Here is a 26010-nt window from a genome sequence, read left to right on the forward strand (position 1 = left end):
GCATGGTTTACGATTCCGGCACCCGACACCCTTGACTGTGAGGACCGCCAATGCGCACTCTGATCGTGACCGCGTTCGTTTCGCTCGACGGCGTGATGGAAGGACCCGGTGGCGAAGCGGGCTACCGCAACTCCGGGTGGACGTTCCAGGACATCGAGTTCGACCCGGCGGCTTACGAAATCAAGGGCCGTGAGCAGAGCGAAGCGTCGGCGCTGCTACTCGGCCGCACCTCGTACGAGGCCTTCGCACCGATCTGGCCGACGATGGACGATTTCGCCGAATACAATGCCATGCCCAGATATGTGGTGTCGACCACGCTGGAGCAGGATGATTCACGTTGGCCCGCAACCATTTTGCGCAGTGTCGACGATGTCGCGGAGCTCAGGAACACCGACGGTGGGCCCATCTCCGTGCACGGTAGCGCCACACTGGGCCGGAGTCTTGCCGATGCCGGTCTGGTCGATCGGTACCACCTACTGGTGTTCCCGCTCCTGCTCGGTGCAGGAAAGCGGCTGTTCAGTGCGGCGGACAAGGACACCACGCATCTCGAATTGGTAGAACACGAGGTGTACGGAAACGGAATCCAGAAGCAAGTTTTCGACGTTCGCCGTTAGTCCGTCGGGCAGGGCTCAGACGTCGTCGCTTCGGATGGTGCGCCGGCGAACCGATACGAGTTGGAGCTCGGGCCGGGACGCTGCAACGCGCTCGAGCCGGTCGAGAACATCGGTGACGTGATCGAGGTCGCCGGCCACGACCGAAGCGCCGATACCTGCTCGCCGATGAAGTTCACGATGGTCGGTCTCTGCGACCGATACCGCAAATTTGCGGTGCATCTCGGAGATCACCGGCCGAACAACGGAGCGTTTCTCTTTGAGTGAGTGCACATCGCCGAGAAGAAAGTCGAATTCTATCCATCCAATCCACATAGGCCTGCCAGTGTAGTGCCGGCGGCACCCGAGTGCTCTCGACCCGCGATGGCCGTGGATGCACACCATTCGACGCTCGTGTTCGTACACTGGCCTCATGGCTGCGCGGGATGGACACGGATCCTTGCCGCCGAGCCTTGTCGAAATGGCAACCCGCCAGGTGCGATCCGAGGTGCTCAGTGGTGAGCTGGAGCCCGGATCTCGGGTGGTCGAGGAGACGTTGTGCTCGCGACTCGGAATCAGCCGGGCACCGGTGCGGGAGGCGCTGCGACTGTTGGCTCAGCAGGGCCTCGTCGAACATCTTCCTCGCCGCGGGTTTCGGGTGACGGTGTGGTCCGCAGAGGACATTCTCGAACTGTTCGAGCTGCGTCAGGTCCTCGAGCAGCACGCGCTCAGACGCGCACTCCCGGTTGCGTCCTCGTCCTTCGATTCTTTCGCTCCGGTACGTGCGGCCCTCGACGAGATGCGCGATGCCGATGCCCGCGGAGACACATTGGAGAAGGACGATGCTCATCGTCGCTTTCACGAAGCCATAGTCGGGTTGGCGGGCAGTCGGCAGCTCGACGTCGCGTATGCGCCGATCCTGCTGAAGTTGCAACTACCGATGGCCCGCAACCTCAGAGAAGAAGCGCGGGTTGCGAATCCGGTCGACGGGATCAGGCGTCACGAGTGGTTGCTCGATGCGATCGAATCCAACGACGTGTCGGTGGCGCTCGCTGCGCTGAAGCAGCACGGCGAACTCACGTACCTCCACCTCGAGAGAATTTCCTAACAGACTCGAAACATGGCGACAACCTGCTGAAACAGCAAACTGTCGACAATCGACGGTATGAATCCAGACCGTGGTCCGGTGTGTGGACCCACCGTTGCAGAGATGCTCGAGGCGTACCGAACGGGCGCGAAGACTCCATCGAGTGTCGTCGAAGCCTTCTCGGCCGCCGTCGCGTCGCGCGGCGATGACGGCACATGGATCACAGTCGTCGGACTCGCGGAACTCTCCGCTGCGGCCGCAGCTCTGGAAGCACGATCCGACGCGCATTTGCTTCCGCTGTTCGGCATTCCCTTCGGGGTGAAAGACAGTATCGACGTGGCCGGGTACCCCACCACCCTGGCCTGCCCCGACTACGCCTACACGCCGGATTCGACGGCACCCGCAGTTCAGGCGCTGCTCGACGCCGGAGCCATTTTCGTCGGCAAGACCAGTCTCGATCAGTTCGCGACAGGTCTGAACGGCACTCGAACACCACACACCGTTCCGCGCAGTGTGTACGGCAACGACATGATCTCGGGCGGATCGAGCTCCGGATCGGCCTTGGCCGTCGCCCTCGGGCAGGTGCCGTTCTGTGTGGCCACCGACACCGCCGGATCCGGTCGAGTACCGGCCGCGCTCAACGGAATCGTCGGATGGAAACCGTCACGTGGCCTGATCGGTACCGTCGGACTCGTCCCCGCGTGCAAGTCGCTGGACTGCATCACCCTGATGGCTACCACGATCGAGGACCTCGACCTCGTGTTCGACGTCATGTGTGCCGAGGACCCGGCGGACGGTTGGTCACGTCCGCGCGGAGGAAGGTACGACGGGCGAGAGATCACCGTCGGACTACCGGACCTGCAGCAGCTGGACTTCTTCGGCGACGCGGCCATGGCCGACGCGCATTCGGCTGCGCGGGAATCGTTGCCCTCGTACGGACTGCGTACGGCAACAGTCGATCTCATGCCGTTTCTCGATGCCGGCTCGTTGCTGTACCAAGGGCCGTGGGTTGCCGAGCGACTGGTCGAGTTCGATGGATTCCTCACCGAGAATCCAGATTCCATCGTCCCCGTCGTCCGCGAGATCTTCCTGGGCGGGCGCCAGTACAGCGCAGTCGATGCCTTCCGTGCCCTGCAGACGCTGCAAGACCTTCGCGCTCGCGTCGCGCAGCTCTGGACGTCGATGGACGTGATGATCGTGCCGACCATCGGCACCACCTTCACCGTTCCGGAGGTACTCGCAGACCCCATCGCGTGCAACACGAAGCTCGGTCACTACACCCACTTCGGGAACCTTCTCGACCTGACGGCGGTGGCGGTCCCCGCGGGGCTCACCGAGGACGGTCGACCGACCAGTCTCATGGTGATCGGGCCCGCGCTTGCCGACGACACGGTGCTAGCGGTCGCGGCCAGGATCATCGGCGAACGACGGATCGTCTCGGCGCATGATCCGGCCGAAGAATCGCCTGTCGACATCGTCGTCGCGGGGCACCATCTGTCAGGGGAGCGGGCCAATCCGCAGCTGCTCGAGCTGGGCGGAACCCTGGTGGAGGCGACGACCACCGCACCGACGTACACACTGCTTCGGATCGGAACCGCCGATCCGACACCCGGCTTGCTGCGAGTTCCATTCGGCGGCAGCGTAATCGACGTGGAGAGGTGGCGTCTGCCCGCCACTTCTCTTGCGGTACTCGCGGGCAGACTGCCGGCGGTGCTCGCTCTGGGACGAGTACTGCTGGCCGACGGTTCCGACGTTCTCGGCTACGTCTGCGACGCGACTGTCCAGACCGGCGCGGAGCGTCACACCGTCGACGACATCAGCGAGTTCGGTGGCTGGCGGGCATATTCCCGGGCGATCACTTCCGCCCACGACACTTCCACGGCAGCACAGGAGATCTCATGACCTCGACACACAGACCCGAATCGACGATTGCGACTGCATCACCATCGGAGTTCACGATCGATGCCGCACGGACGGCACTACTCGTGATCGACATGCAGCGGGATTTTCTGCTGCCCGGAGGGTTCGGGGAGAGCCTCGGCAACGACGTCGGCCTACTGCGAAGCGTCATCGAACCACTCGCGGGCCTCATCTCGGCAGCCAGGGAATCCGGGATACCCGTGATTCACACCAGAGAGGGTCATCTACCGGATCTGTCCGACTGTCCACCGGCAAAGCTGCGTCGCGGCACCCCGTCGCAGCGCATCGGCGACCCAGGAGCGTTCGGCCGCATCCTGATTCGCGGAGAGTACGGTCACGACATCGTCGACGAACTGGCACCGATCGACGGCGAGACCGTCATCGACAAGCCTGGAAAGGGGGCGTTCTACGCAACCGAACTCGCCGAGATTCTGATCGCCGCCGGAATCACCACGCTGCTCGTCACGGGCGTGACGACCGAGGTATGCGTGCACACGACAGTGCGTGAAGCCAACGATCGCGGATACGAGTGTCTCGTGGTGACGGACTGCGTCGGTTCGTATTTTCCGGAATTCCAGCGCGTGGGCCTCGAGATGATCTCGGCTCAAGGTGGAATTTTCGGGTGGACCGCGTCGTCGGAGGACGTCGTGGCTGCGTTGTCTTCTTTCGTCCCCACCTCGGCGAGTCGATAGGACCTCGGACATGACCATGGACGTCAAAGATTCACCCGCTGCCGACCCGTCGTCTCCGTTCGCTCTTTCGTGGTGGACCAAGGGAGACACCAACGCGTTCTTCGGACTCGGCTTCAACATCCTCGTCAATGTGCTCACTCTGACGACACTCAGTATCGCCGTGGTCGGGATTCCGTCGAGTGACGTCCTCGGGACCCTGCTCCCCGCCCTCGGTATCGCATTGATTCTGGGAAACCTGTACTACATGGTTCTCGCCCGTCGATTGGCCAAGCGCGAGAACCGAACCGACGTGACGGCGCTGCCCTACGGGCCGAGCGTTCCGCACATGTTCATCGTGGTGTTCGTGGTCATGTTGCCGGTCTATCTGGCAACGGGCGACGCGCTGCAGGCGTGGGCAGCGGGGCTGGCCTGGGCGTTCATGATCGGCATCATCGTCATGATCGGCGCATTCGTCGGGCCGTACATTCGAAGGATCACCCCGCGCGCTGCCATGCTGGGCACCCTTGCAGGCATCTCCATCACGTTCATCGCCATGCGTCCGGCCGCTCAGATGTGGGAGGCAGCCTGGATCGGATTGCCCGTTCTCGCAATCATTCTGATCGGCTTCTTCACGGACGTGAGGCTACCCGGCAACATCCCGGTCGGTCTCGCAGCGCTGCTGGTAGGCACGGCGATCGGCTGGATCGGCGGATACATGTCGGTGCCGGACGTGACCGAGGCAGCGAGCAACATCGCACTCGGCTTACCCGATCTGCGCCTCGATCTCCTTCTCGACGGTCTCGGTAATCTGGCCCCTCTGCTCGCTACCGCAATTCCGTTGGGGGTCTACAACTTCACCGAGGCGATGAGCAACGTCGAAAGCGCATCCGCCGCGGGAGACAACTACAACCTCCGCAGTGTGCTGCTCGCCGACGGATTCGGTGCGATCGTCGGCTCGGCCTTCGGCTCGCCGTTCCCTCCTGCGGTGTACATCGGCCACCCGGGCTGGAAAGACGCGGGCGGCCGAACCGGGTATTCGCTCGCGTCGGGCATCGCGATCGGACTGATGTGTTTCCTCGGGCTCTTCGGATTACTGGCAACGCTGCTGCCGATTCCAGCGATCGTCCCGATTCTGCTGTACATCGGCTTGCTCATCGGTGCTCAGGCGTTCCAATCGGTGCCGAAGCTCCACGCCATCGCGGTGGTGGTCGCGCTACTACCGAACCTGGCCGAATGGGCAGTGGGGTTGATCGACAATGCACTCAGTGCTGCCGGTACATCGGCGACGGAGGTCGGTGACGAGGCGCTCGGCCAGGCGGGCGTCGTGTACGAGGGGCTCAAGACGTTCGGGTCGGGCGCGGTGCTCGCCGGACTGATGTTGGGCACCATCGTCACGTTCGTTCTGGACAAACGATTTGTTGCAGCTGGTGCAGCAGGCGGGGTTGCCGCGGCGTTGTCCTGGGTCGGCTTGATTCACTCTCACGAGGTGGGATGGGCCGCCAATCCCCAAGTGGCCCTGGGCTACCTGTTCTTCGGGCTGGTGTGTCTGGCGTACTCGCGGCTGATTCCCGGTACGAAGCGGACGGACGAGCCGTAACCGGTCGGTGAGCCAGGGGAGTAGCGCTCCCGATGCGGGCCGCTCGGCCCGCATCGGGAGATGCTTCAGCGTTCGCCGACGAGTCCGAGGGCCACGAGATCGGACAGATACTTCTCGATCAGTCCACGCCCGAGGTGTGGAATCTCCCCGACGGCCGCAGCGAACTCGTCCGCCGGCAACATCGCACCCGACGACGGCTGCTGCGGTTGTGCGTACGACTGAATCAAGGGAAGCAGAGAGTGCGAGCGCTGCTTCTCCGGAAGAGCCTCGACTGCAGCGCTGAAACGCTCGAACCATTCGTCGTAGTCGTCGACGATCTCGATGTCGCGACCCGCCTCACGGATCCAATCGACGAACGTGTCCAGCGAGATGTTGTCGTCGTGCGGGTTGAGAATGTCGAAGGTTCGGTAGCCCGAGACGTCGGCACCGGCAATCGTCGTGATGGCACCGGCGCTGAAGTCGGCGGGAAGCCCGTCGTAATGGGCTAGGGGACGCCCACTTTCGTCCGTCGGCGCACCGGTTCCCGTCGCGTAGAACGTCCGGGGAGCCAGGCCGGTTGCCACGACCGAGAGGATCAGACGCGTGAACACATCCGGTACGTTGAGCTGGCCCGACCACGTGCTGTGCGCGAGGATCATATCGGAGCGAAAGACCGACACCGGCAGACCGAATTCGTCGAATGCGTTGCGCAACAACACTTCACCGGCCCATTTGGAGTTGCCGTAGCCGTTGGCGTACGAATCGTCTACAGCTCGCGCCGGACTGTCGGTGCGGATGTCGCCGTTCTCCCGGAAATTGTCGACGCCCACGGCGACGGCGACCGTCGACAGGTAGGTCACAGGCTTGACGTGGTCGGTCAGCGCGAGCCGGATCACCTCGGCCGTACCGACGACATTGGGACCGAACAGGTGCTCGTACGGAAGAGCGTGGTTGACCAGCGCAGCGGGGTGAACGATGCGATCGATGCGCTCGGCCAGAGCCGCGAACTCGTCGTGGTCCAAGCCGAATCGAGGCGTGCCGAGATCTCCTGCCACGACCTCGAGGGCAGAGTCTGCCAGAGCTCGGTAGTGAGCGGACAGCTCTGCGTCCCCGCTGTCGAACGCTGCATCGAGTCGGGAACGCGCGTCGGAATCGGAGCGTCCGCGAACCAAGCACACCACCGTTCCGCCGACCTCGGCCATACGCTCGAGCCATTCCAGGCAGAGGAAGCGGCCGAGGTAACCATTGGCACCAGTAAGCAACACCGTTTCGGTTCGGGTGCGAGGGCCCGAAACGTGATGAGCGGTATCGAGGAGTGTCTCGTCGAGGAATGCAGACAGGCGCAGGTCGGAGGCGTGCGCGACGGTGGCGTCGCGTCCGTGTACCGATGCGAATGTTGCTGTGTCGGAATCGTTGTCCCGGGCCGAGGTGATGTAGTCGGCCAAGGCCGACAGATCCATGGCCGGCCCGGTGATCACTCCCACCGGCACGTCCACTCCGTAGATGTCTCGCAGGAGCGTCGAGAACGTCAACGCCGACAACGAGTCTCCACCGAGATCACTGAAATGGGCGTCGGGTCGGACATCGGATCCGTCGCATCCCAGCAGTGCCTGCGCGGCATCGCCGACGGTGGTCAGCACCGGGGCGTCGGCACCGCTGCGTCGAAGCTCGCGTAGGCGTTCGTTCTGACCCGACTCGAGTTCTGCGTAGCGACGCTCGAGATCGGCGCCGTAGTGTTCGACCAGTTTCGGCCGTAGTTGTTTCCCTGCACCCGAGAGCAGCCCGTTCTCCTGCGTGAACGGCTGGTGCTCGATCGTCACGTCACGCGGAATTTCGTACGAGTTCAGCGATTCCGTACGAGCGATTTCTTGCAGCGATTCGATGATCGAGGCGGTGGTCGTATCCGGCTGAGCCGGGACGACGACGGCCAGGAGATACGCGCGTTGGCTGTTGCCGTAGAGGAATATCTGGTCGACGAGTTCGCTGGTACCGAACACTGCCTCGAGACGGGCCAGGGCCACGAACTCACCCTGGGCCAGCTTGAGAACGTTCTTGCGGCGGTCGACATAGGCGAGTCGGTCCGGCTCGATCTCGGCGACGACGTCTCCGGTGCGATAGAAGCCCTCGGAATCGAACACGTCCGCGGTGACGTCCGGGCGCTTGTAGTACCCGGGAATGATGGACGACGTCTTGAGTAGGAGTTCGCCGCGCGGATGCGGTGTGTCGGTGGAGAAGTAGCCGAGCTCGGGTACGTCGTCGAGTTTGTACTCGATCACCGGGGGGCGCGCGATGACGCCGTCGTGCAGCACCATTCCGGCTTCGGTGGAGCCGTAGTTGTCGCGAACCTGGATACCGAGCAGCTCGGTGACGAAATCTTTCACCTCCGTCGCGATCGGTGCAGTGCCGACCATCGCCGCCAGGATGCGTCCGCCGAATTGCTCGTTCCGGTAGCGCTCCAGAACCTCTCGCCGTACACGATCTTCGTCGACACCAGTGGAGCGCTCGACCTCTCGGTCGATCTCGGCGAGAACGTTGTGTCGAATCATCTCGCACACTCGGGGGATCAACAGTGCCATCGTGGGCCGAGCGAGCGCGAAGTCCTCGAACAGTGTGGACAGGTCGCTGGAACCGGCGAAGTGCACCGTCCCGCCGGCAGCGAGCGCCGAGAACACGAGGCCACGGCCGGCCAGGTGACTCATCGGAAGATAGTCGAGTGTGATCACGGGGAAAGCAGGCCGATCAACGGATTCGGAGGAAGCTCCGGTGTGGTGCCAGGCTCCGGTCCAGGCTCCGCAGACGATTCGTTCGGTGTGCATCGCCCCTTTGGGAGTTCCGGTGCTGCCGGAGGTGTAGATCAGTGTCGCGAGTCGGTCGGGATCTTCGGCATCGGGTAGCGGAACCTCCGGTAGTTTCTCGCCGTCGCGAACCAGCTTGGTGAGGGGCCGGATGACGACCCCGACCTGTTCGGCATCGTTGTGCGCGGACTTCATGATCCGTGTGTGCACGTCGATGGCAGCGTCGTAGTCGAGGACGACGATTCGCCGAATGGACCGGCACTGCGTGGCAACCTGGACCGCGACGGACAGATTGTCGACGTCGGCTGCGAGGACGACGGGTTCGACTTCGTCGGCGATGGCCGAGAGCTGGCCCGCGGAGGCACCGGCCTGCAACGGAACGGCGATTGCGCCGAGCCGGATCGTGGCCAATTCCGCGATGACATAGTCGGCACTCGCAAAACCCAGGGTTGCGAAGAAGTCACCGGGAGCGATTCCGAACGAGTCGTGAGTCAGAGCCGAGGCCAGTGCACCGGCGTTCTTCCAGGCTTGCCCGTAGGTGACGGTATCGAAGCGCGGGAGCAGGCGAAGGGTGTTTGCGTCGTCGACTCGGGCGATTTCGCGAGCCCGACTACCCAGGGCCGGTCGGTCCGAGTAGCGCGTCATGATCTCGGCAACCACGCGGGCGAGATTGGGCGACAACTCCTGGGCGGCGTCCGCCACCGAGCTCTCCGGTTCGGCGGCTCGAAACTCCTTGTCGAACTCGTGCAGCTCCTGGAACCGACTGCGTTGCCTGCTCTCTCGATCCTGTCGGCTGTCGACGGCCAGTGTGTGCGTCATGCTCGACTCCCTCCGACGACACGCACCGGTTGTCCGGAGCGCCTCGCGATTGTCCGCTTCATATCGTTATCAAAGGTAAGTATATGCCGTCGAGGTCTGCACCAATCGTGACGCTCCTCATAGTCCGATAAGTCGTAAATATCTGCCTGGCTGCGTTTTTGAAGCCTGGATGGCGAACGAGGATCGGCGGTGACGGATCGCGTGGGTACTCGGTGAGCGCCGGAGAACGCGACTTGTATGGTGAGTCCACAGTCATGTGCGTCACAGTGCCCATCCATCGTGCGCGCGTGTCACCCCTCGCGATCGGAGAAGTGAATGTCGGACGTCCTTTCGCGCCGCGACCTGGATTTTCTGTTGTACGAGTGGTTGGACGTGGCCGGCCTGACCACTCGTCCCCGCTTCGCCGAACACTCGCGCGAGACCTTCGACGCAGTACTCGACCTCAGCGCAGATATCGCCCGCAAGCACTTCGCGCCGCACAACAAGAAGGCCGACACTCACGAACCGACCATGAATCCGGACGGCTCGGTGAAGCTGATCCCCGAGGTCAAGGAAGCGCTCGACGTGTATGCCTCGGCAGGTCTGATCGCCGGGCAGTTCGACGAGTCGATCGGCGGGATGCAGCTGCCCGCGACCGTCTCTCGGGCCGCGATGGCGTTCTTCCAGGCTGCCAATGCGGGGACCTCCTCGTACCCGTTCCTCACGATGGCCAACGCCAATTTGATCGCGGCGTACGGCACGCCGGAGCAGGTGCGTGACTACGTGCGGCCCATGCTCGACGGTCGGTGGTTCGGAACCATGTGTCTGTCGGAGCCGCAGGCCGGGTCGTCGCTGGCGGACATCACGACCAAAGCGGTACCGCAGGACGACGGCAGCTTTCGTGTCACCGGTACCAAGATGTGGATCTCCGGCGGCGATCACGAACTGACCGAGAACATCGTCCACCTGGTGCTCGCGAAGACACCGGGAGGCCCTCCCGGCGTCAAGGGGATCTCGCTGTTCATCGTGCCCAAGTTCCTCCCGAACGAGGACGGCGGTATCGGTGAGCGAAACGACATCGTGTTGACCGGCCTCAACCACAAGATGGGAAACCGCGGGACCACCAATACCCTCCTGGCGTTCGGCGACGGAACCCATTCCCCCGCAGGGAAACCCGGGGCAGTCGGGTTTCTGGTCGCCGAGGAGAACCGCGGACTGTCCTACATGTTCCACATGATGAACGAGGCCCGTATCGGTGTCGGTTTCCTGGCCATCGCGCTCGGGTACGTCGGCTACCTGAAATCGGTGGAATACGCGAAGACGCGCACCCAGGGGCGACCGCTCGGCGCGAAGGATCCAGCAGCTCCTCCCGTCGCACTGATCGAACACGCCGATGTTCGCCGAATGTTGTTGGCCCAGAAGTCCTATGTCGAAGGTGCGCTCGCGCTCGGACTTTACTGCTCACGTCTGGTGGACCTCCAGGACTCGGCGTCCGACGACGCCGAAGCGGCGCGCTCGACTCTGTTGCTCGACGTCCTGACTCCCATCGCCAAGAGCTGGCCGTCACAGTGGTGCCTCGAGGCCAACAGTTTGGCCATCCAGGTGCACGGCGGCTACGGATACACACGCGACTACGACGTCGAACAGCACTACCGTGACAACCGGCTCAATCCGATTCACGAAGGCACGCACGGTATCCAGGGGTTGGACCTGCTGGGGCGCAAGGTCGTGATGCAGGGCGGCGCGGGGTTGGCACTGCTCGGCGAACAGATCTCGGAGACGGTCGCGCGGGCAGACGCTGCCGGCGGTCACGCGGCCACCTTCGGTGCGGAACTGCAGATCCAATTCGCGAGAATCGTCGAGGTCACCGCGGCAGTGTGGGGGACCGGTGACGCAGCTCTGGCCTTGGCGAACTCCACTGCCTACCTCGAAGCCATGGGGCACATCGTCATTGCCTGGATGTGGCTCGAACAGCTGCTGGCCGTCGGCGCGAAGTCCGGAGACTTCTACGACGGGAAGCGTTCTGCAGCGCAGTACTTCTACGTCTACGAGTTGCCGAAGGTGAAGGCTCAGCTCGACCTGCTGGCGCGACTGGACCGCACCACCCTCGATATCTCACCCGCCTGGTTCTGATCACGCCCTACAAGGAGATTCACGTACATGTCGATCTTGGACAAATTCCGCCTCGACGGTCGAGTAGTCATCGTCACCGGCGCATCCTCCGGTCTGGGTGTTGCGTTCGCGAAAGCAGCTGCCGAGGCCGGGGCGGACGTCGTTCTCGCCGCACGCCGCGTGGACAAGTTGGCGCAGACCGCACGATTGATCGACAGTGTCGGAGGACGTTCGATTTCCGTCGCAACCGATGTGGTCGATCCCGACCAGTGCACCGCGATGGTCGAGGCCGCAGTGGCAGAGTTCGGCAAGGTGGACGTGCTGATCAACAACGCTGGAGTCGGCACAGCCTTCCCGGCGACCCGCGAGACTCCCGAGCAGTTTCGCTCGGTGATCGACATCAACCTGAACGGGTCCTACTGGGCAGCCCAGGCGTGCGGACGAGTAATGGCACCCGGCAGTTCGATCGTGAACATCTCCAGCGTGCTCGGGCTGACCACTGCGGGCCTACCGCAGGCTGCGTACAGCGCAAGCAAGGCCGCCATCGTCGGGCTCACCCGCGACCTCGCGCAGCAGTGGGGAGCGCGTAAGGGGATCAGGGTCAACGCGATTGCGCCGGGCTTCTTCCAGAGCGAGATGACCGACTCCTACCAGCCCGGGTACCTCGATTCGATGGCTCCTCGAATGATCCTGGGCCGCAAGGGTGACCCCGAGGAATTGGCCGCTACCGCGATCTGGCTCGCCTCCGACGCCGGGGGATACGTGACGGGTCAGACCATCGCGGTCGACGGTGGAGTCACGATCACCTGACGGCTGCTACGGCGCTGCCGTCACTGCAATTCCCTCGCGGATGAGTCTGCGCGCAACCACCAGCGCATCGTCGAGGTCGAGGCCCGGCATCGAATCGAGGCGGCACGAAGCGCCCTTCATCAGGCTCTCGATCGCGTCGGCGCACTGAGACGGCAGCGTGACCGTTTTGTTCCGAAGCACCATCGAGACGCCGTCCTTCGTGTGCGCGATCCGCGCGAAGATGCCGGGCCGCAATCGAATCGAATCCTCGCCCCGCAGCGCGCCCATCGCGGCGACGCTCGCCAGTGGGCGCACCGGTTCCGGTCGGACGAGGTCGTCGTGACGATCTGCGACGCGTTCGGCGAGTCGACGTACCGCGTCGGGGTCTCGGTCGATCTTGTCCAGCGCGGCGCGCATGGCGTCCACAACTCGGTGTACATGCGGAACGAGGGACTCCGGGTCGGAGTGGTCCAGGCCGGCGGGGAGGGGAGCACGCAGACTCTCGACGTCGCCGAGCGACTTCAGTACATGGTGGGCGAGGTCGTAGTCGTTGTACGACGCGACGCCGATGGTCAGGTGCACGGTGGTGTCGCCGAGCGCTTGCGCCGAGTGGATCCACCCGCGCGGCAGGTAGAGCACATCGCCGGGCTCGAGGACGATGTCCAGTTCCGGAGTGTTCGATGCGTGGTCCTCGACGGCCGACCGTCGGTCCGACCACGGTTGATTGTTGAGTGGATGCACGTGCACCGGCGAGTGAATGCTCCACCGCTTGGTCCCTGCGATCTGCACGACGAACACGTCGTGCACGTCGTAGTGCGGTGAAAAGCCTTGCGACGCAGCCGGTGTGACATACGAATTCACCTGGACTGGATGGCCCAGCTCGCGAACGAGGTCATCGACGAAATGAATCAGTGGGGGCCACAGTCTATGCAGGCCCTGAAGTACCAGCGTATTTCCGGCCGCGAAGGCTGCCAGCACCGCTGCGGAGTCGACCTGGTCCGTCACCTCGGCACCGAAACCGCCGGACGACGTGAACTGCGACTTGTCCAGCAGCCGGCCGTCTTTGGCCATTCGCACGAACGGAGTGCGTACTCCGCGTTCGGAGATCAGCTCGTCGACCGCATCGAGCGTCATCAGATCGTCGAACGAGTCCGAGAGATCAACGGATCTGGTCAGCTTGGGAGCAACGCCCCAGAACCGATCCGAGAACGTCCCGAGGTCGATACCGGTGAGACGACGGAGCGCGGACCGGTGATCCGATCCGCGCTCGCCGCTCAGCGCAGTGCTCAAGCGGTGCCGTCCGCACCGCCGTCGTGCCCGTTGGGGTTGGATCCGCCGTCGGCCGGGCCTTCGCCTGCTCCGGCGGGGCCGTCTGCTCCGCCGTCATGGCCGTCGGGGTTCGATCCGCCGTCGGCCGGGCCTTCGCCTGCTCCGGCGGGGCCGTCTGCTCCACCGTCGTGACCGCCCGGGTTGGATCCGCCGTCAGCAGGCCCTTCGCCTGCGGCTCCGCCCTTGGTGGTGATGTCGTCGTCGTTGATGCTCATCGAGATCCTTCCGGTCGTGGAGGTTCGTGTGCCCGCGCGGCGCGAGAACATCGGGGGTATTGACGCGAACCAAGTTTTTCAAACAGCAGTGATGTGGAAATTTCAGTCGGAGTCCTCGGCGATCTCGGGCGCATTCTCACGTGTCGCCATCCCGCCGCCGCCCCCGCCGTCCACGGGTCCGGGTCGCCCACCCTTCGGCGAATCCGACGTGGTCGATTCCTTGTTGTCGGTCGGTGTCTCGTCGCCGGCGTTCTCTGTGCGTCCCATGGTTCGACAGTAGACCGGGAATTCGACCGTGGGACCATGGAACGATGGATCGATCACCGGCGCAGCACGTGGTGCTGCTCGACGACGAAGGCCGCGCCGTCGGCACACAGGACAAGACGACCGTGCACACGCTGCAGACGCCGCTGCATCTGGCGTTCTCCAGCTATGTGGTCGGATCGGACGGTGCGGTACTGCTCACGCGGCGAGCGTCGAGCAAGACGACCTGGCCCGGCGTGCTGACCAACACGTGTTGTGGTCACCCTGCCCCCGGAGAAGACCTCGCCGATGCGGTGCTGCGCCGGATCGGCGAAGAGTTGGGGCTCCGCGCAAGCTCGGCCGAACTGGTTCTCCCGCACTTTCGATACCGGGCCGTCATGGACAACGGCATCGTGGAGAACGAGATCTGTCCCGTGTACCGCGTGCGGGTGGACGAGAGCGCGACGCTCGACCCCGACCCACTCGAGGTGGACGAGACCCGGTGGGTGTCGTGGTCGGAATTCTCTGCCGGCGTGCTCGACGGAACCGTCGACGTATCACCCTGGTGTCGAACGCAGGTGGAACAATTGACGATTCTTGCCGACGACCCGCTCGGCTGGCCGGTTGCCGCCGACGACCTGCTTCCGCCCGCCGCCCGCCGACATCGCCCGCCGACATCGCCGGGGCTCTAGTGTTCGTGCTGTGAGTGACGATACTTCCGCGGAGTCGGCCGAGGACCTGCTCGATCGGCATTCCGTTGCGCGCGAACTCGCACGTTTCACCTACCGCGCCGCCGAAGCCGACGGCCTGCGCGCCGCTGCGGTGGCCGTCGCTCTCGGCGGAGCGCCGGGGGACCGGCGCATGCTGCTGACGAAGCGGCCGAGTCGATTGCGCGCGCACCCGGGCCAATACGCCCTGCCGGGCGGCGGCGTGGATCCAGGTGAATCCGCCATGCAGGCGTGCTTACGGGAATTGCACGAGGAGTTGGGGATCAGTGCTGGGTCGGCCGACGTGCTCGGCAGGTTGGACGACTACGTCACCCGATCCGGCTACGTCATCACCCCGTTCGTCGTGTGGGTGGGTGACTACTCGTCCACGTTGCGTCCCAACGAGGACGAGGTATCCGAGGTGTTCGAGGTGACCGTCGACGAACTCGACGTCGATGCGCAGTTCGTATCGATTCCCGAATCGTCCCGCCCGGTGATTCGATGGCCGTACCGAACCGGAGCCATCCATGCTCCGACCGGCGCGATCGTCCATCAATTTCGCGAGGTGGCGATGCACGGTCGACACACCAGAGTCGCGGACTTCGAGCAGCCCGTGTTCGCGTGGCGCTAACGTGGCCGAAGACTCGGACCGAACGCACGACGAGCAGAAACGACAGGAGGTGATCGTCGGTGACGGACAACCGTGAGCTCGAGGTATCCGATCGCATTGCGACCGTTCCGAACCTGCTCAGCGCCATCCGGCTCGCCGGCGTTCCGCTGTTCCTGTATCTCCTGCTCGGCCCGGAAGCTGACGGGTGGGCACTGGTCATTCTGCTCGTCAGCGGCGGAACCGATTGGCTGGACGGCAAACTCGCTCGCATGCTCGGACAGGCATCGAAGTTGGGTGCCGTACTCGATCCGTTGGTCGACCGGCTGTACGTCGTCAGTACCCTCGTCGCCTTCGTTCTGCGCGGCATCATTCCGTGGTGGGTGGCAGCGATACTGATCGGGCGAGATGCCGTGCTGGGATTGACGATGTTCGTCTACCGACGTCGATCTCTACCTCCTCCGGACGTCATCTACCTCGGGAAGGCCGCTACCTTCGTCGTCATGATCGCGCTACCGGTGCTGCTGGTCTCCGCAGGCACCAGTTCGGTAGCCGACGCGGCAGGGCCACTCGGGTACGCCCTGCTCATCTGGGGCACCGCGCTGTACACCTGGACCGGTCTGCTGTATCTCGGTAAGGCTATCGCGGTCGCCAGGGCGGTCGATCCGACCGTGGCCGGCACCTGACGGTGGAGCCTGCGGAACGACCGGGGGCAGGAGTGGAGCCTGCGGAACGACCGGGGGCAGGAGTGGAGCCGGCGGAACGACCCGGGGCTCGGGTCAGGAGGAATCCTGTCCCGTCGTTGCTGACCTCGTTGCTGACCGACCACCTCGATCCGGGATACGCAGCCGCGGCAGCCGAACGCACAGCGCAGCACACACGTAAGCCGCGAGTACCTGCTGCCTTGTGGTTGCTGACCGGTGCTGTCGTGGTGGGTCTGATATTCGGTGTCGCTCTCTCCCAGTTGGCATCCGGTGCTGCCGCGGTCGATCGCGCAGGTGCCGATGCGTCGGCAGCCGTCCGAGCCGCCCAGGGCCGAAGCGCCGACCTGGAATCGACGAGAGACGAACTGGCCGAGCAGGTGTCGACCGAACGCGATCGAGCCCTGCAGTCCGACGCCGCGGGCAGTGCACTGCTGGACCGATTGAGTGCGGTCGAATCCGCGGCGGGTATCGACACGGTCTCGGGTCCGGGACTGTCCGTGGTCGTCACGGAGCCCACGGGTGCGAGCGGTTCGTCGGCTCGCACGGGTTCGGGCGCTGCGGTGCTCGATCGAGATATCGCCGCAATTGTCAACTCGCTGTGGGCCAGCGGTGCCGAGGCGGTGTCCGTGGACGGCGTTCGAGTCGGCCCGAACGTGACCATCAGGCAGGCCGGAGGGGCCATGTTGCTGGACAACCGCCCGATCGACTCGCCCTATGACATTCACGCGATCGGACCCCCGCAACGTATCCAAGTCCAATTCGTCGTCAGCGACGCGTATCTCCGAATGAGCACTGTTGCGCAGTTGTACGGCGTCGGGTTCTCGGTGCGCCCTGCCGATGATCTCGAACTCGGTCCAGCCGCTGTGAGAGAGTCGTTCGAGGCAGAGGAGGCAGGCCCACGATGATGGAGCACGACCCGACGAAGGCCGTACCGGTCGAGCAGGACGGAGAGGCAACAGGTGCCGACACAACCGTGGACACCCCGATCACCACCACTCACGGGGCATACGCCGTGGCCGCTCTCGCTGCCCTGATCGCTGGAGTGGTCATCGGCACGGTTGCCGGACCGCAGGTGCCTGCAGTCGTCGCGCCCTATCTGCCGATCGCCGTCGTCGCTGCGATCGATGCGGTATTCGGTGGTCTGCGTGCGTTTCTCGACGGAATCTTCGACGCCAAGGTATTCGTCGTCTCGTTCGTCTTCAACGTCCTCGTCGCCGCCCTGATCGTGTGGCTCGGTGATCAGCTCGGTGTGGGAACCCAGCTGTCCACTGCCATCGTCGTCGTTCTGGGAATTCGTATCTTCGGCAATGCGGCGGCTCTGCGCCGCCGTCTGTTCGGTGCGTAGGAGATGACGGCACGAACCGGGCGGCACGGCTGGCGCGCCCGTGCCCTCGATACAGATCGACGCAGGCGCGGAACGGCGTTCGGCATTCTTGCGCTCGCCCTGTTGTGCGTTCTCGGAATCGGTATCGCCACGCAGGTGCGAGAGACGAGTACCTCCGACAATCTGGAGAATTCCCGGCCGGAGGACCTGTTGGTCGTGTTGGACACCCTCACCCGGCGCGAGGCGTCGATTCGCGACGAGATCAGCACACTGCAGGCCACGTTGGCGACTCTGCGCCAGTCCGGCTCGGGATCGGAGGCGGCAGTGGCAGAGGCGCAGGAACGATTGTCCGCGTTGTCGATTCAAGTCGGTACGGTTGCGGCCCAGGGCCCGGGCGTGACCTTGGTCGTCGACGACCCGAATTCGGGCGTCGGGTCCGAGGTGTTGCTCGACGCCATGCAGGAGTTGCGTGCCGCCGGTGCCGAGGCACTCCAGATCGAGGGTGGCGGTAGTGCCGTCCGCATCGGCGTCGATTCGTGGATCGCGGGGCCCGCCGGTCGGGTGGTGGTCGACGGCCGCGAACTGCGAGCCCCGTACACGTTCACGGCAATCGGAGACTCGCCCACGCTGGCGTCGGCGCTGAACATCCCCGGGGGCGTGGTGGACACCGTCACTCGCAACGGGGCGTCCTCGAACATCACGCAGTCGGACCAGGTCACGGTCTCCGCCTTGCGGGATCCGCGCCCGCGTCAATACGCTCAGCCAGGTAACTGACTGCCCGACCGCCCGGGCCACGATCGAAGGGAATGCCGCGTTGAGCGACATCGACACACCAGCTGATCTGTACTACACGCCCGAGCACGAGTGGGTGCAGCGCACGGGCCCGGCGGCAGTGCGAATCGGTATCACCGATTTCGCGCAGTCTCAGCTGGGGGACGTGGTGTTCGTTCAGCTTCCGGCTGTCGGCGACACCGTCACCGCGGGTGAGTCTCTCGGAGAAGTCGAGTCGACCAAGAGTGTGTCCGACGTGTTCAGCCCGCTGACTGCGAAAGTGATTGGTGTGAACCAGGATTTGGACGGCGAACCGGAGAAGGTGAATTCGGGACCGTACACCGGGGGCTGGCTGATCGATCTGGAGGTTTCGTCGCCGGAGGAGTTGGACGCGGCACTGGCGCAGATGCTCGACGCTGCCGGATATGCTCTCATCACGGCCGAGTGATCGGCCGGCTGTCGACACCTGCCAACCGGCCACACGGTCCACACTGCGCAGGGTACGGTCGACACCGAGCGAATACCCTGTCGGGGCGAAGGTCCAGCAAGCTGTACAGGCGTAAATAGAACCAGGCGCAACGCAATACCAGATGTGAAGACCATGTACTGCGTTACCCGCGGCGTTTACTGCCCGGGTGAACGGACTGAGAAGGAGTAACGGTGAGCCAGAACGACAACGACAGCAACTACGGGGAGTCGCCGGCGGAGACCACCTCGGTCTTCCGCGCAGATTTCCTCCAGGAGCTGGACAACTCCGCGGCCGCCCAGAGCACCGAAGCTCCGGTCTCGGGCGTCGAGGGGCTGCCTGTCGGTGCCGCTCTGCTCGTCGTCAAGCGCGGCCCCAATGCCGGATCGCGGTTTCTGCTCGACCAGCCGACCACCTCCGCCGGACGGCATCCCGACAGCGACATCTTCCTGGACGACGTCACCGTCAGTCGTCGGCATGCCGAGTTCCGGCAGGACGAGGACGACTTCCAGGTCGTCGACGTCGGCAGCCTCAACGGCACCTACGTCAATCGGGAGCCGGTCGACTCCGCAGTTCTGGCCAACGGCGACGAGGTGCAGATCGGTAAGTTCCGGTTGGTGTTCCTGACCGGACCGCGGGGCGGCAACGGATCTCAGGTCGGCGACGCGTCTGCGGGTGCAGGAAGCCAGTGACCGCCGTCGGGCAGCAGTCCAACGGGGGGATGTCGATTGGCTCCGTCCTCGATCGACTTCGGCCCGACTTTCCGGATGTGACGATCTCGAAGATCAGATTTCTCGAAGCCGAGGGTCTGATCTCTCCGGAACGTACGCCGTCGGGATACCGACGGTTTTCCATTGCAGACTGCGAACGGCTCCGATTCGTTCTGACCGCCCAGCGTGACCAGTACCTGCCGCTCAAGGTGATCAAGGAGCAACTCGAAGCTATCGATCACGGTGTTGCGACCGTCGAGCGAGCCGACGCATCGGTCAAACGGCCGCGGTCTCTGACGCTCGCCGCGGGCGAGGTGTCGCCCGAGGAGTTCTTGCCGGACCGAGAGGTGCGGATCAGCAAAGCAGATCTTCTGGCGCAGGCCGGTATCGACGATGCGTTCCTGACCGAGTTGCTGCGGAGCGGGTTGATCACTCCCGGGCAGGCCGGTTTCTACGACGACGGTGCCGTGACGCTTGCACGCACGGCACACGCGATGTTGCAGTTCGGTCTCGAAGTGCGTCATCTCCGTGCCTTCAAACTCGCGGCGGACCGCGAGGCCGGTCTGGTTGCACAGATTGCCGGACCGGTCGCCAAGGGTCGCGACGCCGGTGCGCGTGATCGCGCGGAAGAAATGATTCGAGAGCTCGCGGCGTTGTCGTTGACGTTGCACACCTGTTTGGTCAAAGCGGCGGTGCGCGGTGCACTCGACCGGTAACGCTCGCTCGCGTCGGTTCGACTTCCAATAGACTCGGCTGCGACGAGCTGAACGAACGAAGTGCAGCCCGGATTTCTCGAGGTGAGAGGCAGACACGATGAGTGAGATGCGTGTGGTCGGTATTCGTGTCGAACAGCCGCAGAATCAGCCCGTGCTGCTGCTGCGTGAGGCCGATGGTGACCGGTACCTGCCGATCTGGATCGGTCAAACCGAGGCTGCTGCAATAGCTTTGGAGCAACAAGGTGTCCAGCCTGCCCGACCGCTCACCCACGATCTCGTCAAGAACCTGATCTCGGCATTGGGTCGCGAGCTCAAGGAGGTGCGGATCGTGGACCTTCAGGAGGGCACCTTCTACGCCGATCTCGTGTTCGACAAAGATGTCCGAGTTTCTGCTCGTCCGTCGGATTCTGTCGCCATTGCACTGCGAGCCGGGGTGCCGATCTTTGCCGAGGAACCTGTGTTGGCCGAGGCCGGCCTGATCATGCCCGACGAGCGTGAGGACGAGGTCGAGAAGTTCAAGGAGTTCCTCGAATCGGTGTCGCCGGACGACTTCAAGGCCACCGACGGGTAACAGAAGAGTCTCAACCTCAACTTTAGGTTCAGGTTTACGGCGCGTTGCGTTGAATCTGCGCGGTTGCCCCCATAACGTTCGTGCCAGTGAAGTTCATCGCCGCCGCTGGTCGGATTCGGTGCAGTTTCGCGCCTCTCGCAGACCTGGCGAGGCGTACTCTGGCCTGGTACACGGTATGACTTCACGCGAGTACACCGAGGCGTTCAGGTGCCCCGGACGGATCGCAGTACTGACTCGATCCGAACGCAGTGAGACATCCGAGAGGGAGCAGTCAGTGGGAGATCAGCCGCAGCAGCATCACGGCAGTCGAGAGTCCGAAGCCGCAGGCCGGACCGAGGACGCGTCCGTCTCCGATGCTCGGGTCGACACCCCCGACCAGGCGTCGAACGGCCGGGTCGACACACCTCAGGACATTCAGCCGGGATTGTTCCCCGATGATTCGGTGCCGGACGAGCTCGTGGGTTACCGAGTGCCCAGTGCCTGCCAGATCGCCGGCATCACCTACCGTCAGCTCGACTACTGGGCCCGCACCGGGTTGGTCGTCCCGTCCATTCGCGGCGCAGCAGGCTCAGGCAGTCAGCGGCTGTACTCGTTCAAGGACATGCTGGTTCTCAAGATCGTCAAGCGGCTGCTCGATACCGGTATCTCGTTGCAGAACATCCGCGTCGCCGTCGATCACCTACGCCAGCGCGGGGTGGGCGACCTCGCCAACATCACCCTGTTCTCGGACGGCACGACCGTGTACGAGTGCACGTCCGCCGAAGAGGTGGTCGACCTACTGCAGGGCGGTCAGGGCGTGTTCGGTATCGCCGTGAACGGCGCGATGCGCGAGCTCACCGGCACCATCGCCGACTTCCCGGCCGAACGAGCCGATGGCGGTGAAAGCCAGCCGAGTCCCGAAGACGAGCTGGCCTCACGCCGCAAGAATCGCGCGAGTCGCAAGACCGGCTAGACTTTCCTCGTCGCGCCCGTGCGGGAGAGTTCCGAGGCAGCCAGTCTCGGACGCCGAAGGAGCAATACCTCCCCGTCAATCTCTCAGGCACACGGACCGTGTGGGCTTCGACAACTCTGGAAAGTGGTGGGAGTACCCACCCGCCCAAGGGGAAAGGTGCCGGCGCAGTCGATATGACGCGCCGTGTCCGACCGAATCTCTCAGGCGCACGCGTCAGCGGGCACACGACAGAGGGGGAGGAGCGGCCGGCGCGTATGCCTCGGTCGTCCGACGCCTCGTCTTTCCGGCACCTGGGGGAACATCGTGACCGACCGAACTGCCTCGTCCGCACACACTTTCGTCGATCGACACATCGGGCCCGACGCGACCGAACTGGTTCGCATCCTCCACACCATCGGCGTCGACAACCTGGACGAGCTGGCCCGTAAAGCAGTGCCGTCCTCGATCCTCGACACCGTTGTCGACGGCGTGCCCGACGGATTGGCGACGCTCCCGCCGGCTCTGAGTGAGCACGAGGTACTGGCTGCGTTGGCCGACCTCGCCGGGCAGAATACCGTCGCGACGTCCATGATCGGCCTGGGTTACTACGACACACTTACTCCACCGGTGCTGACCCGAGGGATCTTGGAGAACCCGGCCTGGTACACCGCGTACACGCCGTACCAACCCGAAATCAGCCAGGGTCGGCTCGAGGCGTTGCTGAACTTCCAGACCATGGTCTCCGATCTCACGGGCATGGATGTGGCCAATGCGTCGATGCTCGACGAGTCCACTGCCGCAGCCGAATCCATGACTCTGATGCGACGCGCGAACAGAGCGTCGAAGTCGCCTCGGCTGCTCGTCGATTCCGACATCTTCCCGCAGACGGCCGCCGTTCTCGCCACTCGTGCAGAGCCGCTGGGCATCGAGGTGGTGTACGCCGATCTGGCCGACGGCCTGCCGGACGGCGAGTTCTTCGGGGTGTTGACCCAGCTACCCGGTGCGTCCGGCCGACTGGTCGACCACACGGCCACCATCGAGGCCGCACACCAGCGGGGTGCGTTGGTTGCCGTCGGCGTGGACCTGCTGGCGGCCACTGTGGTGACTCCGCCCGGTGAGATCGGCGCGGACGTCTGCTTCGGCACCACCCAGAGGTTCGGGGTTCCGATGGGATACGGCGGGCCGCACGCCGGGTACCTGGCGGTGCGTTCCGGTCATTCCCGTCAGCTCCCCGGACGACTCGTCGGGGTTTCGCTCGACGCGGACGGCCACCGGGCCTACCGATTGGCGCTGCAGACCCGTGAGCAACACATCCGCCGCGAGAAGGCGACGTCGAACATCTGTACCGCTCAGGTCCTGCTGGCCATCGTTGCCGCAATGTACGCCAGTTACCACGGCGCAGACGGGTTGCGCGCCATAGCAACCCGGGTCAACATGCACGCTCGATCCCTGGCCGCCGGCCTGCAGGAGGCAGGCGTCGAGGTGGTGCACACCGACTTCTTCGATACCGTCCTCGTAGCGGTTCCCGGTCGGGCGAAGGCCGTCACCGACGATGCCAAGCAGCGCGGAATCAATGTCCGACTGGTCGATGCCGATCACGTCGCAGTCGCGTGCGACGAGGCGACGTCGTCCGACACGATCGTGAACGTGCTCGCTGCGTTCGGTGCCGAGCCCGCCGGCTCCGGTGCCGAGGCGGTGCCGGCGAACATGGCTCGCACGTCGGAGTACCTCACGCATCCGGCTTTCACTCGCTACCGCACCGAGACGGCGATGCTCCGTTACCTGCGCGCACTGTCCGACAAGGACATTGCTCTCGACCGAAGCATGATCCCGCTGGGTTCGTGCACGATGAAGTTGAACGCTACCGCGGAGATGGAATCGATCACCTGGCCGCAGTTCGCCCGCCAGCACCCCTTCGCTCCGTCTTCGGACGTGCCCGGCCTGCTGCGCGTGATCGACGACCTCGAACGGTGGCTCGTCGACATCACCGGCTACGACGCAGTGAGTCTGCAGCCGAACGCGGGAAGTCAGGGCGAGTACGCGGGGCTACTGGCCATTCGTCGATACCACCTCGCCAACGGCGACGCCGAGCGTGTCGTGTGTCTGATCCCGTCGAGCGCCCACGGCACCAACGCGGCGTCGGCCGTGATGGTGGGCATGCGTGTTGTGGTCGTTGCCTGCCGCCCGAACGGCGACGTCGATGTCGACGACCTGCGCGCCAAGATCGCCGAGCACGCCGACACGCTCGCCGCGATCATGATCACGTACCCCTCCACACACGGCGTCTACGAACACGAGATCTCCGAGATCTGTGCGGCGGTGCACGACGCGGGTGGCCAGGTGTACGTCGACGGTGCCAACCTCAACGCCCTTGTCGGACTCGCGCGCCCCGGCCGATTCGGTGGCGACGTCAGCCACCTGAACCTGCACAAGACGTTCTGCATCCCACACGGTGGCGGCGGGCCAGGAGTGGGACCCATCGGTGTTCGATCGCACCTGCAGCCCCACCTGCCGGGCCATCCGTTTGCCCCGCAGCTCGGTTCGGGACCGACGGTGTCCGGAGCCCCGTACGGCAGCGCTTCGATCCTGACGATCACATGGGCGTACATCGCGATGATGGGCGCGACGGGACTCCGGCAGGCGACGTTGACGGCGATCGCGTCGGCCAACTACATCGCTCGCCGCCTCGACGAGTACTTCCCGGTGCTCTACACCGGTGACAACGGCATGGTCGCCCACGAGTGCATTCTCGATCTGCGAGGTCTGACAAAGGACACCGGCGTCACCGTCGACGATGTGGCGAAGAGACTGGCGGACTACGGATTCCACGCGCCGACGATGAGCTTCCCGGTTCCCGGAACCCTGATGGTGGAGCCCACCGAGAGCGAGAACCTCGAGGAGATCGATGCGTTCTGCGATGCGATGATCGCAATCAGAGGCGAGATCGATCGCGTTGGATCCGGCGAATGGACCGTGGACGACAACCCGCTTCGGGGAGCGCCCCACACTGCCCAGTGTCTGGTAGTGGACTGGGATCACCCGTATTCACGGGAGCTGGCGGCCTACCCTGCCGGTTACGACCGTCCGAAGGTGTGGCCGGCGGTGCGGCGCATCGACGGCGCACACGGCGACCGCAATTTGGTGTGCTCCTGCCCGCCGATCGAGGCGTTCGCCTGAGCCGAGTACAGAGCTCGCCACATCGACGTGGCGGGCTCTGTCGTATTCGCGTCGGAGGCCTCAGCCCCGCGTGAGTTCGAGCATCGCGATCTCGGGCGGAGCGGCCACCCGCACCGGTGGACCCCACGCGCCCGCACCGCGGGTGGTGTACAGCGTGGTGTTGCCGATCGTGTCCAGCCCTTCGACACTGGGCTGCTGCAGCGGCACCAGATAGCGGATCGGCCAGATCTGGCCACCGTGCGTGTGCCCGGACACCTGCATGTCGACTCCGAAGTCCGATGCCTCCAGCGCCTGCTTCGGCTGATGTGCCATCAGTAGTACGAATCTATCGGGATCGATCCCGTCCAATGCCGCAGCGAGATCGGGTTCGTACGGAGCCGGTGCGGTGGCGTCGTTGATGCCGGCGATATCGATTGCAGCGTCGTCACGAGTGATCGTCGTGCGTTCGTTTCGCAGTACGTCGATGCCGAGCGTGGACCAGAAGTCGAGCCATTCGCCGCCGTCGCCCGCGTAGAACTCGTGATTGCCGCTGACGGCGAACACTCCCAGCGGCGCTTCGAGGTCGCGTAGCGGCTCGAGATCTTCTCCCACCAAAGCAACCGTGCCGTCGATGAGATCGCCGTCGAGCAGCACGACATCGGGATTCTCGGCGTTGACCGAATCGACGACCTGGCGCACGAAGTCCGCACCGCGGGACGGCCCGGCATGGATGTCGGACACCAATGCCACTCGTACTCCGTCGAATTCGGCCGGGAGCCTGCCCATCTCGACAGCAGTGTTCGTCACGCGCGGAGTCGCAGCCTCGACGAGTCCGTACCCCACTGCGGCAATGCTGACGAGGGCAGTGATCGCCGAGCCGACCCTCGACACCCGCAACCGCGCAGCGGCCGAATCGCGGCGCATCATCGCGTAGACGACTCGAACGACGGTGCAGACGAGCCCGACGAGCACCGTTCCGAGGAACAGGTACAGCACGACGGCGAGCCAGGTGAGTCCGACGAACGCCGGACCACGAGCCCAGGACGGATCGAACACGACACCGCTGCCGAACCCGATCAGCGCGCACAGCCACAGAAGTAGCAACACCACATCCGCCGGCCGCTTCAGCCGAGTCGGTGCTCCGGTGACGGACAAGAACCGCCAATGGAGAAAGAGGGTGACGAGTAGCAGGAAGACGCCGACAAAAATTACACGAGACATG

Annotated in this window: 25 protein-coding genes and 1 riboswitch; of the genes, 19 read left to right on the forward strand and 6 right to left on the reverse strand. The window is 64.4% G+C overall.

Translation table 11 applies throughout. From position 1 onward, the window contains the following. The first annotated feature begins 50 nt into the window (after positions 1 to 50). A complete protein-coding gene (locus tag CH305_RS21475) occupies positions 51 to 614 on the forward strand; it encodes a dihydrofolate reductase family protein (RefSeq protein WP_032377967.1) in 564 nt (187 codons plus the stop codon). A 15-nt stretch (positions 615 to 629) separates the two neighbouring features. On the opposite strand, the gene CH305_RS21480 is transcribed toward CH305_RS21475, so the two are convergent. Continuing rightward, complete coding sequence (locus tag CH305_RS21480; protein ID WP_032377966.1) at positions 630 to 926, reverse strand: DUF503 domain-containing protein; 297 nt, start codon at positions 924 to 926, stop codon at positions 630 to 632. A 97-nt stretch (positions 927 to 1023) separates the two neighbouring features. On the opposite strand from CH305_RS21480, the gene CH305_RS21485 reads away from it, so the two are divergent. The 4 genes from CH305_RS21485 to CH305_RS21500 are packed head-to-tail and all read left to right on the forward strand — an operon-like array spanning position 1024 to position 5865. Next, a complete protein-coding gene (locus CH305_RS21485) occupies positions 1024 to 1698 on the forward strand; it encodes a GntR family transcriptional regulator (protein ID WP_032378522.1) in 675 nt (224 codons plus the stop codon). Between the two features lie 57 nt (positions 1699 to 1755). Next, positions 1756 to 3579, forward strand: a complete 1824-nt coding sequence (atzF, locus tag CH305_RS21490) for an allophanate hydrolase (RefSeq protein WP_094610326.1) — start codon at positions 1756 to 1758, stop codon at positions 3577 to 3579. Next, positions 3576 to 4289: a cysteine hydrolase family protein gene (locus CH305_RS21495; RefSeq protein WP_094704861.1), complete on the forward strand. Its 714-nt coding sequence runs from the start codon at positions 3576 to 3578 to the stop codon at positions 4287 to 4289. The genes atzF and CH305_RS21495 overlap by 4 nt, the downstream gene beginning before the upstream one ends. 10 nt (positions 4290 to 4299) lie before the next feature. Then, complete coding sequence (locus CH305_RS21500) at positions 4300 to 5865, forward strand: regulator (protein WP_094610327.1); 1566 nt, start codon at positions 4300 to 4302, stop codon at positions 5863 to 5865. Between the two features lie 65 nt (positions 5866 to 5930). Here CH305_RS21500 and car read toward each other — a convergent pair whose 3' ends face one another. Further along, on the reverse strand, positions 5931 to 9458 hold the full coding sequence (car, locus tag CH305_RS21505) for a carboxylic acid reductase (protein WP_094704862.1): 3528 nt from the start codon (positions 9456 to 9458) through the stop codon (positions 5931 to 5933). Between the two features lie 315 nt (positions 9459 to 9773). On the opposite strand from car, the gene CH305_RS21510 reads away from it, so the two are divergent. Both CH305_RS21510 and CH305_RS21515 read left to right on the forward strand, forming a co-directional pair. Further along, positions 9774 to 11570, forward strand: coding sequence for an acyl-CoA dehydrogenase (locus CH305_RS21510; RefSeq protein ID WP_094704863.1), 1797 nt, complete (start codon positions 9774 to 9776; stop codon positions 11568 to 11570). 27 nt (positions 11571 to 11597) lie between these two features. Beyond that, positions 11598 to 12359 carry an SDR family NAD(P)-dependent oxidoreductase gene (locus CH305_RS21515; RefSeq protein ID WP_032403483.1) on the forward strand — a complete coding sequence of 254 codons (762 nt, stop codon included), beginning with the start codon at positions 11598 to 11600 and terminating at the stop codon, positions 12357 to 12359. A 6-nt stretch (positions 12360 to 12365) separates the two neighbouring features. On the opposite strand, the gene CH305_RS21520 is transcribed toward CH305_RS21515, so the two are convergent. The 3 genes from CH305_RS21520 to CH305_RS29175 form a co-directional block, all read right to left on the reverse strand. Next, positions 12366 to 13628 (reverse strand): cupin domain-containing protein, encoded by a 1263-nt coding sequence (locus CH305_RS21520; RefSeq protein WP_255182732.1) that lies wholly within the window; start codon positions 13626 to 13628, stop codon positions 12366 to 12368. Next, positions 13625 to 13882 (reverse strand): BatC protein, encoded by a 258-nt coding sequence (locus CH305_RS21525; protein WP_094705222.1) that lies wholly within the window; start codon positions 13880 to 13882, stop codon positions 13625 to 13627. Before CH305_RS21525 ends, CH305_RS21520 begins: the two co-directional genes overlap by 4 nt. 102 nt (positions 13883 to 13984) lie before the next feature. Beyond that, positions 13985 to 14149 carry a hypothetical protein gene (locus tag CH305_RS29175; RefSeq protein WP_165430220.1) on the reverse strand — a complete coding sequence of 55 codons (165 nt, stop codon included), beginning with the start codon at positions 14147 to 14149 and terminating at the stop codon, positions 13985 to 13987. 44 nt (positions 14150 to 14193) lie between these two features. Here CH305_RS29175 and idi point away from each other — a divergent pair, with 44 nt between their 5' ends. From idi to gcvP, 12 genes are all read left to right on the forward strand, one after another. Then, positions 14194 to 14817, forward strand: a complete 624-nt coding sequence (gene idi / locus CH305_RS21530; protein WP_032403482.1) for an isopentenyl-diphosphate Delta-isomerase — start codon at positions 14194 to 14196, stop codon at positions 14815 to 14817. A 10-nt stretch (positions 14818 to 14827) separates the two neighbouring features. Further along, the gene (locus tag CH305_RS21535; protein ID WP_094610331.1) at positions 14828 to 15463 is read left to right on the forward strand and encodes a CoA pyrophosphatase; all 636 of its coding nucleotides are present in this window, start codon (positions 14828 to 14830) and stop codon (positions 15461 to 15463) included. Positions 15464 to 15522: 59 nt separating this feature from the next. Next, entirely contained in the window at positions 15523 to 16125 is a 603-nt protein-coding gene (locus CH305_RS21540; protein WP_032403481.1) for a CDP-alcohol phosphatidyltransferase family protein, read from the forward strand. A gap of 116 nt (positions 16126 to 16241) precedes the next feature. Further along, complete coding sequence (locus tag CH305_RS21545) at positions 16242 to 17048, forward strand: DUF881 domain-containing protein (RefSeq protein ID WP_255182733.1); 807 nt, start codon at positions 16242 to 16244, stop codon at positions 17046 to 17048. Beyond that, positions 17048 to 17488, forward strand: a complete 441-nt coding sequence (locus tag CH305_RS21550; protein WP_371828271.1) for a small basic family protein — start codon at positions 17048 to 17050, stop codon at positions 17486 to 17488. The genes CH305_RS21545 and CH305_RS21550 overlap by 1 nt, the downstream gene beginning before the upstream one ends. Positions 17489 to 17491: 3 nt before the next feature. Beyond that, a complete protein-coding gene (locus CH305_RS21555) occupies positions 17492 to 18241 on the forward strand; it encodes a DUF881 domain-containing protein (protein ID WP_037173659.1) in 750 nt (249 codons plus the stop codon). 40 nt (positions 18242 to 18281) lie between these two features. Further along, the gene (gene gcvH / locus CH305_RS21560) at positions 18282 to 18686 is read left to right on the forward strand and encodes a glycine cleavage system protein GcvH (protein ID WP_032377956.1); all 405 of its coding nucleotides are present in this window, start codon (positions 18282 to 18284) and stop codon (positions 18684 to 18686) included. Between the two features lie 212 nt (positions 18687 to 18898). Further along, a complete protein-coding gene (locus CH305_RS21565) occupies positions 18899 to 19396 on the forward strand; it encodes an FHA domain-containing protein (protein ID WP_032377955.1) in 498 nt (165 codons plus the stop codon). After that, on the forward strand, positions 19393 to 20130 hold the full coding sequence (locus tag CH305_RS21570) for a MerR family transcriptional regulator (RefSeq protein WP_032377954.1): 738 nt from the start codon (positions 19393 to 19395) through the stop codon (positions 20128 to 20130). Before CH305_RS21565 ends, CH305_RS21570 begins: the two co-directional genes overlap by 4 nt. 97 nt (positions 20131 to 20227) lie before the next feature. Next, positions 20228 to 20701 carry a bifunctional nuclease family protein gene (locus CH305_RS21575; RefSeq protein ID WP_032377953.1) on the forward strand — a complete coding sequence of 158 codons (474 nt, stop codon included), beginning with the start codon at positions 20228 to 20230 and terminating at the stop codon, positions 20699 to 20701. A gap of 412 nt (positions 20702 to 21113) precedes the next feature. Further along, a complete protein-coding gene (locus CH305_RS21580; protein WP_157226114.1) occupies positions 21114 to 21653 on the forward strand; it encodes a MerR family transcriptional regulator in 540 nt (179 codons plus the stop codon). Positions 21654 to 21664: 11 nt separating this feature from the next. Next, a riboswitch (glycine riboswitch) is annotated at positions 21665 to 21762 on the forward strand. Between the two features lie 194 nt (positions 21763 to 21956). Continuing rightward, positions 21957 to 24809 (forward strand): aminomethyl-transferring glycine dehydrogenase, encoded by a 2853-nt coding sequence (gene gcvP, locus CH305_RS21585; protein WP_094704864.1) that lies wholly within the window; start codon positions 21957 to 21959, stop codon positions 24807 to 24809. 60 nt (positions 24810 to 24869) lie between these two features. Here the strand turns inward: gcvP and CH305_RS21590 are convergent, their stop codons facing one another. After that, positions 24870 to 26009 (reverse strand): metallophosphoesterase, encoded by a 1140-nt coding sequence (locus CH305_RS21590; protein WP_032403475.1) that lies wholly within the window; start codon positions 26007 to 26009, stop codon positions 24870 to 24872. Between the last annotated feature and the right edge of the window lies 1 nt (position 26010).

Source organism: Rhodococcus sp. 15-649-2-2, assembly GCF_002258645.1.
In the GTDB taxonomy this organism is placed as follows: domain Bacteria; phylum Actinomycetota; class Actinomycetes; order Mycobacteriales; family Mycobacteriaceae; genus Rhodococcoides.

Bases quoted from the DNA above. Each gene is read 5' to 3' on its own strand.
- CH305_RS21500 (WP_094610327.1), top strand. From the start codon at position 4,300: ATGACCATGGACGTCAAAGATTCACCCGCTGCCGACCCGTCGTCTCCG.
- atzF (WP_094610326.1), top strand. From the start codon at position 1,756: ATGAATCCAGACCGTGGTCCGGTGTGTGGACCCACCGTTGCAGAGATG.
- idi (WP_032403482.1), top strand. From the start codon at position 14,194: ATGGATCGATCACCGGCGCAGCACGTGGTGCTGCTCGACGACGAAGGC.
- car (WP_094704862.1), bottom strand. From the start codon at position 9,458: ATGACGCACACACTGGCCGTCGACAGCCGACAGGATCGAGAGAGCAGG.
- CH305_RS29175 (WP_165430220.1), bottom strand. From the start codon at position 14,149: ATGGGACGCACAGAGAACGCCGGCGACGAGACACCGACCGACAACAAG.
- CH305_RS21485 (WP_032378522.1), top strand. From the start codon at position 1,024: ATGGCTGCGCGGGATGGACACGGATCCTTGCCGCCGAGCCTTGTCGAA.
- CH305_RS21590 (WP_032403475.1), bottom strand. From the start codon at position 26,009: ATGTCTCGTGTAATTTTTGTCGGCGTCTTCCTGCTACTCGTCACCCTC.
- CH305_RS21515 (WP_032403483.1), top strand. From the start codon at position 11,598: ATGTCGATCTTGGACAAATTCCGCCTCGACGGTCGAGTAGTCATCGTC.
- CH305_RS21475 (WP_032377967.1), top strand. From the start codon at position 51: ATGCGCACTCTGATCGTGACCGCGTTCGTTTCGCTCGACGGCGTGATG.
- CH305_RS21510 (WP_094704863.1), top strand. From the start codon at position 9,774: ATGTCGGACGTCCTTTCGCGCCGCGACCTGGATTTTCTGTTGTACGAG.
- CH305_RS21480 (WP_032377966.1), bottom strand. From the start codon at position 926: ATGTGGATTGGATGGATAGAATTCGACTTTCTTCTCGGCGATGTGCAC.
- CH305_RS21550 (WP_371828271.1), top strand. From the start codon at position 17,048: ATGGAGCACGACCCGACGAAGGCCGTACCGGTCGAGCAGGACGGAGAG.
- CH305_RS21555 (WP_037173659.1), top strand. From the start codon at position 17,492: ATGACGGCACGAACCGGGCGGCACGGCTGGCGCGCCCGTGCCCTCGAT.
- CH305_RS21525 (WP_094705222.1), bottom strand. From the start codon at position 13,882: ATGAGCATCAACGACGACGACATCACCACCAAGGGCGGAGCCGCAGGC.
- CH305_RS21575 (WP_032377953.1), top strand. From the start codon at position 20,228: ATGAGTGAGATGCGTGTGGTCGGTATTCGTGTCGAACAGCCGCAGAAT.
- CH305_RS21495 (WP_094704861.1), top strand. From the start codon at position 3,576: ATGACCTCGACACACAGACCCGAATCGACGATTGCGACTGCATCACCA.